Source organism: Roseimaritima sediminicola, from assembly GCF_009618275.1.
GTDB classification, from domain to species: Bacteria; Planctomycetota; Planctomycetia; order Pirellulales; family Pirellulaceae; genus Roseimaritima; species Roseimaritima sediminicola.
The window spans coordinates 17870-35877 of sequence record NZ_WIAD01000040.1 but is presented as its reverse complement, the minus strand read 5'-3'; the positions used below and the strand labels follow the sequence as shown (position 1 = coordinate 35877).

At 63.9% G+C, this 18008-nt stretch carries 10 protein-coding genes; 2 read left to right on the top strand and 8 right to left on the bottom strand.

Translation table 11 applies throughout. The features are described 5' to 3' along the window. Window positions 1-8: 8 nt before the first annotated feature. Both GE027_RS16955 and tkt read left to right on the top strand, forming a co-directional pair. Window positions 9-575 (top strand): NfeD family protein, encoded by a 567-nt coding sequence (locus GE027_RS16955; RefSeq protein ID WP_153558407.1) that lies wholly within the window; start codon window positions 9-11, stop codon window positions 573-575. 104 nt (window positions 576-679) lie between these two features. After that, window positions 680-2731, top strand: a complete 2052-nt coding sequence (gene tkt, locus GE027_RS16950) for a transketolase (RefSeq protein WP_153558406.1) — start codon at window positions 680-682, stop codon at window positions 2729-2731. 138 nt (window positions 2732-2869) lie between these two features. Here tkt and GE027_RS16945 read toward each other — a convergent pair whose 3' ends face one another. From GE027_RS16945 to GE027_RS16910, 8 genes are all read right to left on the bottom strand, one after another. Continuing rightward, on the bottom strand, window positions 2870-3967 hold the full coding sequence (locus GE027_RS16945) for a hypothetical protein (RefSeq protein WP_153558405.1): 1098 nt from the start codon (window positions 3965-3967) through the stop codon (window positions 2870-2872). Further along, window positions 3967-5805 (bottom strand): hypothetical protein, encoded by a 1839-nt coding sequence (locus tag GE027_RS16940; RefSeq protein ID WP_153558404.1) that lies wholly within the window; start codon window positions 5803-5805, stop codon window positions 3967-3969. The genes GE027_RS16945 and GE027_RS16940 overlap by 1 nt, the downstream gene beginning before the upstream one ends. Before the next feature lie 211 nt (window positions 5806-6016). Continuing rightward, window positions 6017-8317 (bottom strand): alpha/beta hydrolase family protein, encoded by a 2301-nt coding sequence (locus tag GE027_RS16935; protein ID WP_237607604.1) that lies wholly within the window; start codon window positions 8315-8317, stop codon window positions 6017-6019. Between the two features lie 98 nt (window positions 8318-8415). Beyond that, complete coding sequence (gene lptB, locus GE027_RS16930) at window positions 8416-9291, bottom strand: LPS export ABC transporter ATP-binding protein (RefSeq protein WP_153558403.1); 876 nt, start codon at window positions 9289-9291, stop codon at window positions 8416-8418. A 30-nt stretch (window positions 9292-9321) separates the two neighbouring features. Further along, window positions 9322-11112, bottom strand: coding sequence for a signal peptidase I (gene lepB, locus GE027_RS16925; RefSeq protein WP_153558402.1), 1791 nt, complete (start codon window positions 11110-11112; stop codon window positions 9322-9324). Between the two features lie 252 nt (window positions 11113-11364). Next, a complete protein-coding gene (locus tag GE027_RS16920) occupies window positions 11365-11952 on the bottom strand; it encodes a hypothetical protein (RefSeq protein WP_153558401.1) in 588 nt (195 codons plus the stop codon). Window positions 11953-12202: 250 nt separating this feature from the next. After that, complete coding sequence (locus GE027_RS16915) at window positions 12203-17266, bottom strand: MG2 domain-containing protein (protein WP_153558400.1); 5064 nt, start codon at window positions 17264-17266, stop codon at window positions 12203-12205. Continuing rightward, complete coding sequence (locus GE027_RS16910; RefSeq protein WP_153558399.1) at window positions 17263-17871, bottom strand: RNA polymerase sigma factor; 609 nt, start codon at window positions 17869-17871, stop codon at window positions 17263-17265. The genes GE027_RS16915 and GE027_RS16910 overlap by 4 nt, the downstream gene beginning before the upstream one ends. Between the last annotated feature and the right edge of the window lie 137 nt (window positions 17872-18008).

Genomic DNA, 18008 nt, shown 5'->3' with positions numbered 1-18008 from the left:
ACGCCAGCATGCTGTACGTCATTTTGCTGGTGTTTCTGTTTCTGGTGCTGTTCGCCCTGGAGTTTTTTGTTCCCAGCGGCGGCGTGATTGGGCTATGCGCCGCAGCGGCGTTGATTGCGGCGGTGGTGATTGCGTTTCTGCACAGCGCGACGATGGGCCTGGCCACGTTGTTGGTGGGCATGGTGTTGGTGCCGATGGCGTTCGCGATCATGATTCGATTGTGGCCCCGCACCTCGATTGGCCGAGGTATTCTGGGCACGCCGGTGGTCGCCGAGCGGCGTTCGCAGTACCAGGACTACCTGAACCGAGTGGGCATTGCTAAAACCGATCTGCTGCCCAGTGGAATGGTCGAGATCGACGGCCGCCGGTTGGATGCGGTCAGCACGGGGGTGGCCGTCGACAAGGGCACGGTCATCGAGGTGATCAGCGTCGATGGCGGCCGGATTCATGTGCGGCCCACCGAGCGTCCCTTGCCCAGCCCCGCGGCCCCGCGCGACGATTCCGGCCAAGGCCCCAGCCTGGAGACGCCGGTCGATTCGCTGGGGCTGGACGACCTGTCGGATCCGCTCGGCTGAGTGGCAGGGGGTGGGGTTGGCGAATGTACCCCGGCTTTGCTTTACGGCCATTTCCGCGTACGCTTTGGGCGAATAAATAACCCTTCTTACTGTGTGGTACTGCAATGTCTGTCGCGACTGATATCGAAAAAGCCGCTATTGATACGATCCGTTCCCTCAGCATGGACGCCGTGCAAACGGCCAACAGCGGGCACCCCGGCACACCGATGGCCCTCGCGCCGGTGGCTTACCAGGTGTTCAACGACGCGATGCGCTACGATCCGGCCGACCCGCAGTGGCCCAACCGCGACCGTTTCGTGTTGTCCTGCGGGCACGCTTCGATGCTGTTGTATTCGGTCCTGCACCTGATCGGCGTCAAAGCGACCGACGCCGAGGGCAAGCCCACCGACAAGCCCGCCGTGTCGCTGGACGACATCCGCAAGTTCCGCCAGATCGACAGCCCCTGTGCCGGTCACCCCGAATACGGTTTCGCCGCCGGCATCGAGACCACGACCGGTCCGCTGGGTCAGGGCGTGGCCAACAGCGTCGGGATGGCCATGGCGTCGAAGTGGTTGGCCGCTCGCTACAACACCGACTCGCACACCCTGTTCGATTACGACGTGTACTCGCTGTGCAGCGACGGCGACTTGATGGAAGGCATCTCCAGCGAAGCCGCTTCGATGGCCGGGCACCTGAAACTGTCGAACCTGTGCTGGTTGTACGACGACAACAACATCACGATCGAAGGCGACACGGACCTGGCGTTCAGCGAAGACGTCGGCCGCCGTTTCGAAGGGTTGGGCTGGAACGTCGTGCACGTCGATGACGCCAACGACACCGCCAAACTGGGCGAAGCCCTCCAGCAGTTCAAAGCCTGCGACGACCGGCCCACGTTGATCGTTGTCCGCAGCATCATCGGCTACGGCGCCCCCAACAAACAGAACACCCACGGCGCCCACGGGGCTCCCCTGGGCTGGGACGAAGTCGCCCTGGCCAAGGCCAGCTATGGCTTGCCGGAAAACGAAAAGTTCTTCGTTCCCGAAGGCGTCCGCGAACACTTCGACGACAACATCGGCAAACGCGGTGCGGCCGCGTCGGCGGATTGGAAACAGGTTTGGTCGCAGTACCAACAGGACCACGCCGACAAGGCTGCGGAACTGAAGACGATGTTCGCCGGTGAATTGCCCGAGGGCTGGGACAGCGAGATCCCCACGTTCGAAGCCAGCGAGAAGGGCGACGCGACGCGAAACAGCAGCGGCAAAGTGCTGAACGCGATCGCGGCCAAGGTCCCGTTCATGATCGGCGGTTCGGCCGACCTCGCGCCGAGCACCAAGACGCTGCTGAACTTCGAAGACGCCGGTCATTTCCTGCCCGGCAACCCCGGCGGCCGGAACCTGCACTTCGGCATCCGCGAGCATGCCATGGCGGCCGTCTGCAACGGTTTGTCGCTGTCGGGGCTGCGGGCCTACGGCGCGACCTTCTTCGTCTTTACCGATTACATGCGAGCCTCGATGCGGCTCAGCGCGATCATGCACCAACCGGTGTGGTACGTGTTGACGCACGATTCGATCGGCGTCGGTGAAGACGGTCCCACGCACCAACCGGTCGAACACCTCTCGGCGTGCCGAGCGATCCCGGGGTTGAACGTCTTCCGGCCCGGCGACGCCAACGAAGTGGCCGCTTGTTATCGCGCGGCGATGCAGATCAGCGACCAGCCCTCGGCGTTCGTCCTGTCGCGTCAAAACATGGCCACCCTGTGCCGCGACAAATACGCCGCCGCCGACGGCTGTGCCAAAGGCGGTTATGTGCTGGCCGATTGCGAAGGCCAACCCGACGTGATCCTGATGGGCACCGGCAGCGAACTGTCGCTGTGCGTCGAAGCCTACGAGCGTCTGACCGCCGACGGCGTCAAAGCACGCGTCGTCAGCATGCCTTGCCATGAATTGTTCGAACAGCAAGACGAAGCGTACCGCAACGCGGTGCTGCCCCCGGCGTGCACCGCCCGCGTGGCCGTCGAAGCGGGAATCCGGCAGAGCTGGGACCGCTACCTCGGATTCGAAGGTCGCTTCGTGGGCATGAAGGGTTACGGCGCTTCGGGCCCCTTCGATGCGGTCTACTCCAAGTTCAACATCACCACCGACGCCGTGGTCACCGCCGCCAAAGAGTCGGTCGGATAACCGGGGCATCAGCGTCGCCTTTCGCTCCGCCGAAAGTTAAGCGAAAAGTAGCACGGCTGTCCCAGCCGTGAGCGAGGTTGGTTTTCGGCTGGGACAGCCGAGCTACTCTGGGCTGCCGAGCTACTTTGGCCTGCCGAGCTACTTTGACTCGGACGATTCGCCGGCCCACCAGCCTCGTAGGCCGGCGACGCCGCGGTTGACCATGCGGCCACTCAAGAAATCTTCGGTCCAGGTCACCCGCTGGTCGCCGAAGTTGTTCCAGACCGCTTCCAGGTACGGCTCGCTGGAGCGGTTCAGGGTCGCGTACAGGCCGGCGCTGCGGATCTCGGCCAGGCCCGCGACGTAGTGGCGAAGGATGTGTTGATCCAGCAGGTTTCCGGCCACCGTCACACTTGATAACGCTCCTTTGCCAACCAGCGTCACGCGGTTCATGGCAAACATGGTCATCGTCGTGCTGACGTCCAGGATGCCCACCTCGGCTTCCTGGGCGGCGGTTTCCATCTCGTCCCACAACCTCGCGATCTCCGCCTGTGGGATCAATTGCGTGGGATCCACCTGCTGGATGCTCTGCCGCGTCTGTTCGATCGTCTGCCGCAGTCCGTCGAGATTAATTGGCGGCTGGTCCAGGGCATCGGTCGCTTGATTGCTGGCCGTCTGCAGGGCGTCCAGCAGATCCGAAACGTGGTCGATGGAGGTGCCAGAATCGATCACGCCTTGGCGTTTCAGTTCCGCGCTCAGCTCCCGCAGGTAGTGGCTGGAGCCGTAGGCCAAATCGCTGAACGCTGCCAGGACGGTCATCGGCGAGAGGTGCAGCGTCGAGAGGCTAGCGATGTCCAGCATGCCGCCGACCGCTTTACGAGCCAGGTCCACCTCCTGCGGCGAGCTGGCCGGCGAGGCTGCGGCGTCAGCGGCCGTCGCTCTTTCTGGGGCGGGCACGCCGCCGAAATCGTGCACCGCCATGTCCAAGGCTTGCTGCACAAACAGGGCGTAACTCTTGGAGCTGCGAAAGGCCGTGGGAATTAAACGTGCGGCGGTTTCGTTCAGCAGGCCGCCCGCGACGGCCGACAGGCTGCGGACGGTCCGCTCGGGCAGCGACAGTCCGTAGAACAGATAGCCCAGCAGCGAGGCCTCGCCTGCCGCGTCGGCCTCGCCGGTCGGGCTCGCCGGCGTGTCATCGCCCGCCGCCGCATCGTTGGCAGCTGGGGGCGGGTCGGTAGGCGTGTCGTCGTCGGCCATCACTGGGCTTCCACATAACGGATCGTACCGCGACGCTCGCCGATCGGCCCTTCCAATTTGGCCAGCACGTACACATCCTTGCCCAGCCACGCCTCGGGATCCAGCTGGTTGGCCTGCCAGCCGTCCATCGGCACCGTGATGGTCTCGGATTTATAGGGCGGCATCACCAACACCACCTGCTCACCGTCCTGCTGCAGCGTGCCGGAGGCGAACACCCCTTGTTTGACCAGATTCCCTTCGGCCACCCAGCGGCTGCCGAACTGAGACATCAACTCCAGATGACCGGCGCCCCGCATCTGGGAGAACAAAGCTTCGTACGCGGCCGTGGCGGCCGGATGCCCTTCCTGGCCGACTTCGGCCAGCGAGTAATAGAACTGCCCCAGCAGACGCCGGCGAGTGGACGCGTCGTCGCTGGCCGAGAGCGCCGCGTTCAGCTGCTCCGACTGCGTTTCCGCTTTCTCGATCGCGTCCAGCAGCTCCTGCGAAACTTCCGCTGACGCCCCGGCCGGGGAATCGGCGCCGGCCGGCGCGGTAGCGTCGGTTTCGGGCGCGTCAGCTTCGGGTGTGTCGGTTTCGGGCGCGTCGGTCTCGGGCGAGTCAGCTTCGGGCGTGTTCGTTTCGGGGGCGTCCGCGTCAGGTGAATCCATTTCGGGCGAATCCACATCGGACTCGTCGGCCGGGCTGGCCGGTCCCGGCGCGGGCAACTCGCTGACTGTCGGCACGTCCGCCTCCGGATCGGCGCTGCCGTCGCCGGCCAGGGGGCTAGCCAAATCGCCACCGACATCGGGGATCGCCACTTCGGGCATTTCCGGCATGTCGGCCACCGGAGGCACCGTGCTGTCACCGGCGGGCTGCTCGTCCAGGACGCTCAGGTCGCCGTCGCCCATTTCCGGATCTCCGCCATCCAACGCCGGTTCGCCGCTGTCTTCGGCCGGTTCGTCGGCGTTAAAAGCCGAAGCGGCCTGATCGAGCGCGTCGCCGGGGGTTCGGACGGTTTGGTCGGGGTCGCCGGGCAGCGAGCGGGGCACGAATTCCCGCTCGGAGCCGTTGGCCGCAAAGGGCATTACGCCGTCGTTCAGTTCGCGAGGTGGGGACGCCGCGGCATCGGGGTCCGATGGCTGGGGTTGGGTAGGCGGGTCGACGTCCATCGGTGCGGCGGCGGTCCTTCGCGGACCCCCGGCGGTGCCGTCGAAGGGATAGAAGCCAAAGTCGAAGGTTTTCCAGCCCATCGCTTGGATCGCGTAGAGGATGACGCCGGTCAGCGGAATCGCCACGGCGCCGCCCAGCAGCATCTGGATCATCGTCTTCAGCGGCGACGCGGACTTTTGGCTGCGTCGATGGGGACGCATCGCGGGGGCCTCGAAGCCGCGACGGGCCGGGCCGACGCTGTCCAATTGGTCAAGCGTGTTGATCTCGGCCGCGTCGTCCGCGGCACCCACCGCCGGGGCGCTGAATTCGGCCGGTGCATCGGAATCGGATTCGGAATCGGAAAAAGCCTGGAAACCACCCAGTTCCGACGCCTCCTCGTGGCTCGGTTCAGGCGACCAGCCCAGGGATTCAGAGTCCGTCGTCGGACTGGAGGCTCCCGCAGCCGAAGGATCCTCGTAGGCTGTGCCCATGGACGTGCCGGCAGCGCTTCCGACCAGGGCGCCGGCGCTGTAGGGGATCGGTTCGCCATCGCTGTCGACCCACTGCAGCATCGGCGGCATGCGGTTTTCCAGCTCGCCAAAAGAGAAGGTCTCGTGGCACCAGGGGCATTTTGCTGAGGCGTCGGCCGGCGGCATCGCTTCGGGGACGCGGATGGTTTCGTCACAACGCGGACAGGCAACTTGGCTCATCGAAACTCTCTAACAGAAGGGAACGCACGCCCTAATTATGGTCACCGCAGAGGCAAAAGTCAGCCTTGCGGTCCCGGATTCGCCACCAGAACGCAAAATCCTCTCGCTACGACCCACAACGCCCCGCGTAGACGAAGTCGCCAGACTTCGAATGGTGGCCCTTTTCGTCGCTGAAGCGCCCGCCGCATGCCCTCACCGAGCGGCCGGCAAGCTACTCGCCGTTCGGCTTTAAATGCTTGTCCAGGAATTCGAAGGTACCTTGGCCGTGGATGGTGTGGGGGCCGACGAAGGTCTCGATTTCGCAGCGTTCCGGAAGGTCCAGTCGCGCGGCGTACAGATGTCGGACCTTGGCGAACTCGTAGGCCACGTCCTCGTCGGAACCGACGCCATCGAAATGACCTCGTTCGACCATAAATGGACGCGGCGCGATCAACGCAGCCATCTCCGCATAGTTGAAGGTACTGCCAAGATCGAACTCAAAAATCTCATACTCGCCCGTCCAGACATAGCTGTAGGGCGACCGCGTCGAGGCGTTCTTGCCGACCCATTCATTGAAGTCGGCCGAACAGATCGAGAGGCAATAATCCGGAACCAGCGGCGGGATTCGCATGGCGCTCTTGCCGCCATAGGAAAGCCCATAGAAAGCGATCCGCTGGCCATCGACAAAGGGCTGCGTCTGAAGCCAATCCACGATCTGTTGATGCTGGGGAACCATCAACGAGAACAATGTCTTTCCGATCGGATTGGCTTTCCGCTGCAACGTGCGGAACTTGTCCTTGCCGATGTACAGGTTCTGCGGCGCGAAGGTGATGTAGCCGCGTTCGGCCAGCTTCGATGCAAAGTCATGATACGCTCGATGGTCTCCCGTCACGACGTCCCGTGGCCGCCCCTCCAAACCGTGCTGACAGACGACGACCGGACGTTTTTCGCCGGGCATCAGATCCTTTGGCAGACAAAGAATCCCGTACGCGAACACGTCGGGAAAGACGTCCAACACGACTTCATAACCCTCCCAGGTTTCATCGTCGTAGACCTTTCGCGAACGTGCGTTGAAGGGCAGCGGTTGCAGATCGAAGTGGCCGATGATCTCTTCGCGAAACGTATCGCGAAAAGGTTCGATCGATTTCTGGTAGGCCTCGATGGAGGAGGTGTCCAGTCGATTGCGGCCATCGGCGTGGTCCCGCGACGTCCGGCCGATGTTCATGAAATCTTGACGCACGTAAGGGCTCTCGCCCAGCAGCCACTGGTTGTGCTGTTCGATCTCGCGGACCTGTCGACGCTGGCGCTCGGCCGTGTCGATGCCCAGCCCCAGCGGCCGGACGTCCCCATGGCTGGCAAGCGGCGTGTCGTTCAGCAGGCTTTGCAAGGCCGCTTGCGAAACCAGGGTGGTGTTCTCTGTATCGTTGGTCGACACGACCAGCGCGGACAGATTCTCCGCATCCACGATGCCCCGCAATCGCTCCAGTTCACCTTGAACCTCGTGCGCGCTAGGCGTGCCAAGCCGCGCCTGGGCGGCCCCCGTACCGTTGATTTGAACGTTGGGATAGGGTCCGATCGAAAGCACCAGTTTGCGCGGCAAAACCATTGCGGCAAGTTCCGCATCCCCGAACCGCTCGAGCAGTCCGAAGACATTTCTAGAAATCGGCTGTTGCCAAAGGGTTTCGCGTGGACCGAAATAACCGGCTACGCAGGTGCGGTCGATGCGGGGGTCCAGCGCCGCGGCGTACAACGCCAACATCCCGCCTTCGCCATAGCCGACCACCGCGGTGGGGATCGCCGAAGCCTCTTGTCCAGCATTACCCTGTGATTCTCGCTCATACCAGTCGACGCCGGCCAGGATTTTTTGCAACTCGAAGCCGATCAGATGGCGTCCCAAGACAAACCCGCTGCGGTACAAGTATTCGCGATTTGTGAGGTCGACCCGTCCGCCACGGCGGTGAACCTCACGGCTGATCAACGTGGGCACCAAGACCCGGCAGCCCGATTCAGCCAGCCGGCGGGCAAATTGGCTTTCGCGGGATAGTCCCGGCTCGAGACCACAAATCATCTCGGGCGTTTGATCGGCGTCCGGTATCGCGATCGCGTTGGCCACCGGCGGTGCATCGGGGACCAACAACAAGCCTTCGCCGTGCACGTTGCGGATCACCGGCCAGCGTACGGCGAAAATTTTGTAGCCGGCTGCTTGGCCAACCTCATGGGACCGGGCCGTCGTCGCGACCAGTTCCAGAGCGTCGAAGGAAAGCCGCGGATCGCGGACGCCCAAGATGTGAGCCAGCCGCTGGCGATTGGATTCATCACGATTCCTGTATTCCGCGCGGCGAGCGACCGAGCGTTCCAGTTCGCGGAGCAGAAACGCGTCGGCGCCAGCAACCATCTGAGCCGCGAGATCGCCGTCGGCGGTCAGCGGCTCGGTGCCGGGCAGCGGCGGAGCGTCGAGGCTGGACTGCGCGAAAGCAGAACCAGACAGCAGGACCGACAACGAGACGAACAGCACGAGAACAGCTTTCGGCACGGGCACGTCTCACGTACAACGAGTTGGGAATGGGTGTCTCGTGACATGATAGCCGCTCTCCCGGGGCGCAGGCGGTTGTAGGCGATTCGCCGGAATGCTCAGACGTCCGTGACGCGGCGTCGCGGGGCTGCGCCAGGCCGTGCTGCGCCAGCCTGCGTCGAAGGACCCGGAGGTGGCGATCCAGCGCTGACGGGCGCGGTCTGCAGATGCGGAGCGGGGATTGTGCTGCCGGTCGCCACCGTGGCGGCGCCGTCCATGTCGCCCAGGTACTCTTTGCGCACCTGGGGGTGCCGCTTGACTTCCTCGGGGCTGCCGTCGATCAACACCTGTCCCTTGCTGATCACATAACAGCGATCGACCGTGCCGAGGATCTCGCGGGCGGCGTGGTCGGTGATCAGGACCGCGATCCCGGCGTCGCGCAGCTGATGGATCACGCCCTGAATCGACTGGACGGTCACCGGATCGATCCCCGCAAACGGCTCGTCCAACATGACGATCCGCGGATCCGAGACCAAGCAGCGTGCGATCTCCAGTCGTCGGCGTTCGCCTCCGGACAATCCGGCCGCGCGGCTGCGGCGGATATGGGTGATATTAAACTCTTCCAACAACTGGTCGGTGCGTTGTTTGCGTTCGCGGCGGCCCAGTCCCAGCAGTTCGAACAGCGAGGAGATATTCTGTTCGACCGTCAATTTGCGGAAGACGCTGGGTTCCTGAGGCAGGTAGCCCATGGCGCCATCGCGAGCGCGGCGAAACATCGGCCAATCGGTCACGTCCTGACCGCTCAAGAACACGCGTCCGCGGTCCGGTTCGACCATCCCGCAGATCATCCGGAAACTGGTCGATTTGCCGGCGCCGTTGGGGCCCAGCAGTCCCACGATTTCGGCTTCGCCAACGTGCAGATTCACCCCATCGACGACGCGTCGCCGGCCATAGGTCTTTTGCAGCTCGAGGGCTTGCAGGATGGGTTCACCCATGTTGCTTCCTTGCAGACTCGGGGGGGGGGGTTATCGAATCAGTTTCATGCGTTTGAAATTCGGCGTGAAGGGAATCGGTCGATTCCAATGGTGAGGCCAAAACACCAACAGCGCTTTGCCAACCAACAGGTCCCGCGGGACGTGATGGTAGCGTGCAAATTTGTAAGCGTCTTCGTCGGGCACCGGCGGCAATCGATCGTTCCCCCAGCTGCGGGCGTCCTTGCTCTCCGGGCTGTTGTCGCCCATTGGAAAGAATTGGTCCTCGCCCAGTTCAAAGGCGATCGCCCGTCGCCGCTCCCAAAGCGCGGCTTCGTCCCACTGCGAAGGCTCGTCCAACAGCCCCATGATGGCCGAGGCCTCGACGCCCCAGGGGTAGTCATGCATTTTCTGGTTGGATTTCGCAGCGATGTAGTACTGATCGCGATACAGCCGAAAATCTCGCAAAACGGCTTCCCCGCCGCGGACCGCGACGCCCACCGGAGCTGCGTCCAGCGGATGGTCCTTGGTGTAATGCGGGCGATCGTTGTGCGCGGCCTGAAACGAGCTGGGATCGTAGTACGCCGGCTGTTCAAAGGCGATCACATCATCATCGACCCACAGACGCAACTGGCTGTCGACGTTGGAAAAACGAATCTGCCGCGCCTGGCCGGCTCGGATCTCCGTGGCGGCCGTCAACGTTTCCGCGCCGCTTTCGAACGCTTCGGCTTGCTCACCCAGGATCGCCAGAGTCGCTTGACCGCTGGCCAGATCGATCGTGCAACGATAGCGGATCCCGGCTTCGACGATCTCTAAAATCGCTTCGCTGGCATCGGCCGAAGTCTGCAGGGCGGTCTCAAACGTCAGATCGCCTACCCAGTGAAGTCCGCTGGATTCCCAAGGCGAATGCTGGTTGTTGATGAGCGGCTGGGGGACGTAAGAATCGTAGGCGTAGAAGTCGGTGATCGCTTCGCTGCGGTAGGGATCCACCGACTGCATCGAGACGCCCTCGGCGATCAGCCGTCGCTGCTCGTCGCTGGGCAGGTTATGGAAATAACGCAGCCACCGCGGCGTATCCCCAGCGGTAACCGTCGCGGTCAGTCCCAGGGCGTCCCGCTGGATTTGCCACGAATCCTCCGGCGGCACTTCCGCTCCGCGATCCCAGGGCTGCAAACGACTCGGATAATTCGCAGCCAGCAGGTCCTCGGCCAGGTAGGAACTGTTGTAGACAAGATGCGCCAGCGGCATCACCTTGCGATCGGGCTTCCGCATGATTCGAAATGGCTCATCCTCGCTGGTGCGCGTGTACACGTCGCCATGCCAGATGCGAAGCGTTTCGTTGGGCAGTCCGACCAAGCGTTTGATGTAGTTTTGCTTGGGGTTGCCGGGATACTTGAAAACGATCACGTCCCAGCGCTGGGGGTCCTGGATCGCGTAGGCGAACTTGCTGACCAAGATCCGGTCACCGTTGAAGGTGGCGTGATTGGCTTCGTCTGCCAGTCGCAGCACGTTGCGTTTGCGGCAATTCGGACAGCGTCCGGCGACCACCCTTGTGGAGGAACCCTTGTTCTCGACGCTAGCACCGACGCGAAAGTTGTAATCGCACTCTTCGCAGGACAGGTCCTTGTGAGCCCCCATCAGCGTCGGTGCCATCGAACCGGTGGGAATAATAAACGCTTCGGCCACAAAACTGCGAAACAGCAGCGCCAGGATGATCGCCACGCAGATCGATTCAACCGTCTCGCGGTACCCGGCCAGGGCGGCCGGCCGTTGGACGGGGGAAGTCGAGTCAGCGTCGGTTTTGCGGTTCGCCGCACGCGTGCCGGAAGGGGAATTCTTTGCCATGGTTTGCCGGTAAAAGAAGCGAGGCCAGAGGGTCAAAGTTTAGCGGTTCCCCCCTGCTCGCGATACTCCGATCTGCGAGCGGCCCAGAGGGTGTTCGCCGCCGCGGCGGTGACCTTGGCAGGCGCAACGAAACCTTGCTAAGGGCAACGAAACAAGGGACTCGCGGCGGTGGCCGGGAGTCCCTTGGCGAATTTGTGGTGCAGTATCGGTCGTGTCAGACCTGTGGTGGGTCCTGCCGGAGGCCGCCGACCGCTACAGGGTGGGCGTCTGGTAGGGTTCGACGTCGCCCACCATGTGGAAGTGGTTGTGGTCGATATAGATCGTTTCGACCGCTTCCTCGTCATCCAGCGAGTGGGGGACGGGGTAGCCCACGATGTCGCGTTGGCTGTAGTAAATCGTGCACTTGTAGTGTGCGTGGTGCAGCTGCGCCGGGCCGATCAGCGGATAGAAGCGGGGCGGATCGACGTAGTCGGCGATCTTTTCCTTGATGATCCGCACGTTGTTCCGCTGACGCTCGTACAACAGCGGGATGCCGCCACCGACCGGGTTCGCCCGTTCAAACGCTCGCATGACTTCGTCGTCGGTCGGCGGGTCCAGGGCGACGGGATCGCCGCCGGCGGTCGTCGGTCCCAGGATCGGCACACGCTCGTACCGCTCGTACCAACGCTGTTCGTCTTCGGCTTTTTGCTGGTAATAGGGGCTGACCGGAATCGGAATGCTGAAAATGCCCAAGCTGGGGCCTTGCGACAAGCCGATACAGCCGGCACTGGTCACGGTGGTGACGGCGGCCATCAATCCCAAAATGGTACGGGTCAATAATGTTCGTGTTGAGGTCGTCATCCGACATCCTTGCTTAGGGTCGACACGTCTGCAGGCGGAACAAGCCAAAAGCTCGCGCCGATGGTTTTCTATATCGTGTAAAAGTAGAGGGGTCTTGCGGGTTTTCCCGAAGAATCCGGATAATCCGCAAACACGATTTGCTAGCAGCGGTACCCCAGGCTCGCGTCTGGGGCTACCGCATGTCGCCACTGCCGTGGCCGCTTGACCAACAACCAAAGTCGGGCGAGTTCAGCTACGGGGGCGAGTTCAGCTACGGTTGTTCACGGGCGATTGTGACCGTCAGGGGCGGCGTCCAGTGGACCTTTTCGGCGGTGTAGTACAGGTAGGCTCGCGAGGCGGGGCCGGTGTAGCGGCCGGGGATCTCGGCGGTGACGTGGAAGCGGAACTCTTTGACGTCCTCGGGCGGTAGATTGCGCCAGTAAAAGACGACTTCGCGCGGGCGGAGTTCGAAGAAGTCGATCACGCCGGCTTCGCGCAGCTCGTTTAATTCTTCCACGCGCGGTTCGACGCCGCCGGGCAATCCCACCGCGGCCACCGTCATCGGTTGGCCCTCGGACGTGACGTTTTCCAGCTGGACATCGATGGCCACCACGCCTCCGGGCGGGACGTCTTGCGAAGCTTCCATCTGGACGTCCAGGCGGACCGCGGCGTCCTCCGCGGTGCCGGGCGTTGGCGAGTGGTAGGCGACGTCGATCGTGCAGGGCAACCGCAGAGCTTGATCGGTGCCGATTGTCAATTCCACCGTGCTGGGATCCAGCCCGTGATCTTGAAGTCGTTTGGCCAGTCCGGCGATCTCGATCATACCGCCCTGCCCTGCCTCGTCCGGAAGCGCCGCTTCGGCGAGCGTGACATCGCCGGCGCGGACATACAGGGTCCCGCCGCCAGTGTCTGCTTGCTGGCCGTAAGCCAACAACGCTTTCAGGGCCAGGACGGTCGCTTGCGTGCTGCCAAATCCACCCCGGCCCTCACGATTCTGGACCAGCCACTCGACGGCTCGGCGACACGGCGTTTCGAAACCGTCCAGCTTGGTCCATGCCAGGGCGGCCAGGGCGGTGGTTTCGACTCGCAACGACTTGCCGCCGCTTTGCGTGACCGAGCTTCGGCCACGCAAACTTCCGTCGGAGGATTGCTGAGCCAGCAGATCGGTGGCGATCTGCTGGGCGGCGCTGGTTCGCTGGACATTGGCCAAGGTGGCGGCCGACAGGGCCAGCAGATACGCGTCCTCGCTGTCCCGAGCAACCGCCTGCAAACGGTCCAGTTCGTCACTCAGCTCATCGGCCAAGGGACGCTGCCGGGGCTTGTCGCGGTCGGCTTCGCTCAACGCCCACAGGATGTAGGCATTCACAACGTCTTGCCGGACCGACCACTGGTGCAGGTGCCGGGGATTGCGGTGCCAACCGCCTTTGCCGTCGCGCCGATCCAGCAACCATTGCCGCGTCCGCTGGATCATCGCCGGATCCACCGGCATGACTTGACGCATGTCCCAGAACTGCATCAATCCGAATGCCGACAAAGCTTCGTGGCCCGGATCGGCACCGAACCATTCGTATCCTTGTTGTTGGCACTCGAACTGGGTCAACCGCTGGTAGCCGCGTTGGAGCATCCCGCTGGCTCGCTGGGCGACCTCCGGATTCGCAACGCCGGGCTGGGCCAGGTACTGCAGCGCCAGGGCGTTGGGATAGTTGGCCGCGGAGGCTTGTTCAAAGCATCCGTGGGGTTCGGCCAGCACACTTTCGACCCCCGCCATCAAATCCGCCAGCGGCGAAGGGTAGCCGCGGAGGGTGATCTGCACCGACCCTTCAATGGTTTCCGGCGGAACGCCCAAACGAACGGTCTGCGGCTGCTGGAGCATTACATTGATCGAACGCCGGCGAGGATAACCGTCGCTGATCACTCGCACGCTGCGGCGGACCGTATCGGCCAGCGCCGGACCTTCCGCGGATGCCTGCGATTGCAGCGCCACCGTGATCGGCACCTCCGCGTTCTGCGCCGCTTCGTCCACCTCGATCGGAACAAACCATCGCTGTCGCTGGCCGGCCTGCAGCGACAGAGCTCGAGTGGCTTCTCCGGCATCGACGCTCAGTCCCGGTCCGGTCCTCACCGACAAGGCGGCATTCAAATCGCGATCGACATGGTTACTGATCGCCAGCGGCAGCTCGATGCGGTCGCCCGCGGTGACCGCCAACGGCAGCTTGGGTTCGATCTGCAGCGGCAACCGCGTGACCACGTCCGCCTCGCCGCTGCCGATCCGGCCGTCACTGCTGTGGGCATCGGCATGGATACGAAACGCGGTCGCGGCGTCGGACAGGTCGAACCGGATCGTGGCTCGGCCTTGGGAGTCGGTGGAGAGCATGGGGTGCCAGTACAGCGTTTCGGCAAAATCCGCTCGCACGGTTCCTGGGCGATGGCGGTGGGCGTACTGGCGGACCGGAAAACGCAGCTCTTCAAACAACCGCTCGGCCAGGCCCTCTGCGTCGATGCCTCGCGCGGCCAGCAATCGCCGCAGGTCCTCGGCCGTCATCGCGGGCTGCTGCGAAAGTTCGGCTGCGGCCCCATCGGCCGGCCCGGTGGTCAAGGTTGCGGACGGATCCTCCACACGGCGGCTCCGCGGCTGCGTTGCGGCCGAGTGTTCTGGCGGAGCCTGTTCCGCGTCGTCGGCTGTTGGACGGTCGATCGGTTCCAGGACCTCCCCAGCGCCGCCTTGGGTGGCCTTCGGCGGCTCGGACCCCGACTCCTCATCCGCCTGGCTCATCACAGCCGTCGACGCGCTCTCGGGAGCCCCGCAACCGACCACGCCCACCGTGCCAAGTACCGCGACCAAAAGACTGGCCGCCGCGACCGTACTCCAGCGAGCTCGCAACCATCCGGCCAGGGCCCACAACAGGAACAGCGGCAGCAACAACCAACGGAGCTCGTCCAGGAAGTGTGTCCAGGCGCGATCCAGATCGGTGCGGTACTGCGTCCACTGGGCCGCCAACTCGCGGCCGTTGGATACCGGCGTGATCGCCGCTGGCGGCGGCCCGTCCAGTTCGAGCAGACGCTGGACCATTTGATCCAGCGACTCGGCATCGACGCTCTGGCGCTGTACGAACCGGCGCCAGCCTTGAGTGCCCAACAAAAGATCCAGCGCAGCGGCCGTTTGGGGGGAATCGTTCAAGTAGAAGTTCGCGTGTTCCAGGTCCTCGGGCCGCTCAATTTCACTGGTCAGCAAAAAATGCGTGGTCATCGATGCCCGCGGCTTGGCCCGCAGCGACAGAGCGGCTTGATCGACCACCGCAACGCCCAACACGGCCGCCACGGGCTGGTCCTGTTGATCGGTCACCTGCAGCGTGACCCGCAGCGGCGTGCCCGGCGTTTGCTGCTGGAGCGCAGCGGATTCCAACACGCGCACCTTCAGCCGCCCGTCGCTGCGGCGGTAGACCAAGCGTTCGGCGACCGGACGCCCCGCAGCGGCATCGAAGATCGTCAAGCGGATCACGCCCTCGGCGCCCTCGCCCACGGGCAACCGCACACGGTTCGTGCCGGAACGCAAATGCGTCTCGGCGCGGCCCACCACGACGCCGCGGCAAACCGCTTCGATGCGGACAGCCATTTCCGCGGTGCTGCGGAGTACGAAATCCAGGGGCGCGTCGGCAGCGAACACCCCCGGTCCGGTGTCCAGCACGGGGCGGTCCGCAACGACCGGCGGCAACATGGCCGACGTAGTGACATCCAGCGGTTTATCCAACCGGACGACGTAGCGTTGTCCCGGCTCGGGAACAAAGGCGAACCGCCCCATGCCGTCGGCTGTGGTCTGCAATCGAGCGACCCGGCGGCCGCCTCGCGTCATGACTTCACCCTCGACGTGCATCGGTTCGCCTTGGCTGCTGCGGACGGAAAAATACACCCGGTTGCGAAGCCCTTCGACCAGGAATCCGCCCTCGGGATAGAAATCGAATTGAACGCGACCGGTTTGAATCGGCAGCGTTTTGGAAAAGGTCTCGCGAGCGCCGCCATCGTCGACGACGATTGAAACGTAACCACGACCGACGTCGATGAACGGGGGCAGGGAGAACCGCCATTGGCAGTGGCCCTGCGAATCGGTCCGCAGCCGCCCACGATGGATCACCTCTCCGTCGACGACCGCGGTCGCTTCCACGCTTGCACCTGCGAGCGGTTCGCCTTCGACCCGCCACAGCCGGGCGTCACACCGAACAGGTTCGTCCGGGCCGTAGCTGCGTTGGTGGAACCGGAGCTCGTGTTTGAATCGCGGCAATCGGTACTGACGGATTTCAATCGTTGTGCGTTCTTCGGGAAAGACGCCGTCCAGGCTGGAAGCGACCAGGGTGTACGTCCCCCCGGCGATGTCTTCGGGCAGCGTCACCGCCCCGTTACCGACGCCTCGCTCGGTAACGCCTTCGATGGTCGTGCCCGGTACGGCGGTCTCCGCCGGATCGAGCAACCGGTAACGCACCGGCAGGGTGTACTCGCCGAAGAACGTTTTGCGGTTCAACGTAAGGGACCGAAAGTAGATCGTTTCGCCCGGCCGGTAGACGGGACGATCGGTGTTTAAATAGGTCAAGCACCGCGTCGGCTGTAGAGGCAAATGGACTAGCGCCGGGGTGGTCTCGCCGGCCGCCGCACGCACCTCCAGATGAGCTCCCTCGGGAACGATCAAATCTTCGGGCACGCGAAACGCGGTTTCGCCCGGCGTCGTGGCACGCTCCTGATAGACAAGAGCCCCTTTGGCGAAAATGGAAAAAGTCAGCGAGGCGGGGGTCAACGGCATGCCCGCAGCCATCGAGGACGGCGCATCGGCCAGCGACGCAGCGGTCTGGCGATCGGTCGCGAGCGTGGCGATGCGAAACGCGTTGGACGCACCGCCGCTCGCTGTGGCGTCGCTTTGCGGCCCGTCACTCTGGCCGGTCAACGGTTCGGCGCGGAGCAGCATCGCCGCGGCGGGCCGCTCGGGCAACGCGCCGATCAGACGGATCCCACAGATGATCGTCAGCAACGAGGCGGCCAGGGCAAAGCTGCGCCAGTGGCGGACCAGCGACCGCCGCCGGAGTGGAACCGGCGAGGACGGTGCACGCTCGGGCGGCGGCGGCGAGGCTTTGACGTCGGCGAACAACCGGTCCAGGTTCGAGGTATCGTCGGTTTGACCGGTGCCGACCAAGCGAGCGGCGCTGGCAAAGCGATCGGCCACCTGCAGCGTCTCGGCCCATAGTCGCGCGACTTCGGGATCCCGCTCGATGCGTTCTCGCAGAGCCTCGGCTTCGGCATCCTCGAGCAAGCCGTAGTGCAGCTCCAACAGCAATTGTTTCATTTCGTTCATGACGATTCCCCCACGGCACAGCGAAGATGACCGATGGCGGCACGCATTCGCGTCTTGACGGTGCCCAGCGGAAGGGACATGGCATCAGCGATCTCGGCATAGCTCAACCCGCCGTTTTGGCGAAGCAGGAACACCTCCTGCTCCTCGCGGCGAAGATGAGCGACCGCCTCCCGCACTCGGCATAACTCCTCGTCGCGGATCAGCTGGGCGTCGGGACGCTGCGCTGCGTCGGTTTGGTGGATCGATCCCATGGCGGTTTCCGGATGGGAGGCCGGATCGGCGATCAGCGATCGGCGGCGCCGATTCCAGGCGGTTTTGCGGACATCACGCCCCGTGTTCAGAGCGATCCGAAACACCCACGCTTTCAGGTTGCCGACCTCCGGCACCTCGTGGCGGTGTCGCCAACACTTCAGAAAGCTTTCCTGCAGCGCGTCGTGCGCGTCCTCGAGGTTTCCCACGAGGTAGTACAGCGTGCCCAACAGTTCGCCGTGGGCACTGCGAAACAACTGCTCCAGCCGCTGGGCCGAGCAGGTGTCGCCGGGGCTGCCGGCGCTGCCGGCGCCCCGGGCTTCGCAGGAAGCATTCGCGGTGGGCGGATCGTTCATAGGCGTACCATACCCCTAAAGACGATCCAGCCAGCCAAACGGATTTGGCTTTGTTTAGAAAAATGACGTCCGGCAAGCCGTAGCTGAACTCGCCAGAGTTTGCTGGGGTGGCGAAGACGCGGAGGGCGGCGCGATCC

Bases quoted from the DNA above. Each gene is read 5' to 3' on its own strand.
- GE027_RS16955 (WP_153558407.1), top strand. From the start codon at position 9: ATGCTGTACGTCATTTTGCTGGTGTTTCTGTTTCTGGTGCTGTTCGCC.
- tkt (WP_153558406.1), top strand. From the start codon at position 680: ATGTCTGTCGCGACTGATATCGAAAAAGCCGCTATTGATACGATCCGT.
- GE027_RS16945 (WP_153558405.1), bottom strand. From the start codon at position 3,967: ATGGCCGACGACGACACGCCTACCGACCCGCCCCCAGCTGCCAACGAT.
- GE027_RS16940 (WP_153558404.1), bottom strand. From the start codon at position 5,805: ATGAGCCAAGTTGCCTGTCCGCGTTGTGACGAAACCATCCGCGTCCCC.
- lptB (WP_153558403.1), bottom strand. From the start codon at position 9,291: ATGGGTGAACCCATCCTGCAAGCCCTCGAGCTGCAAAAGACCTATGGC.
- lepB (WP_153558402.1), bottom strand. From the start codon at position 11,112: ATGGCAAAGAATTCCCCTTCCGGCACGCGTGCGGCGAACCGCAAAACC.
- GE027_RS16920 (WP_153558401.1), bottom strand. From the start codon at position 11,952: ATGACGACCTCAACACGAACATTATTGACCCGTACCATTTTGGGATTG.
- GE027_RS16915 (WP_153558400.1), bottom strand. From the start codon at position 17,266: ATGAACGAAATGAAACAATTGCTGTTGGAGCTGCACTACGGCTTGCTC.
- GE027_RS16910 (WP_153558399.1), bottom strand. From the start codon at position 17,871: ATGAACGATCCGCCCACCGCGAATGCTTCCTGCGAAGCCCGGGGCGCC.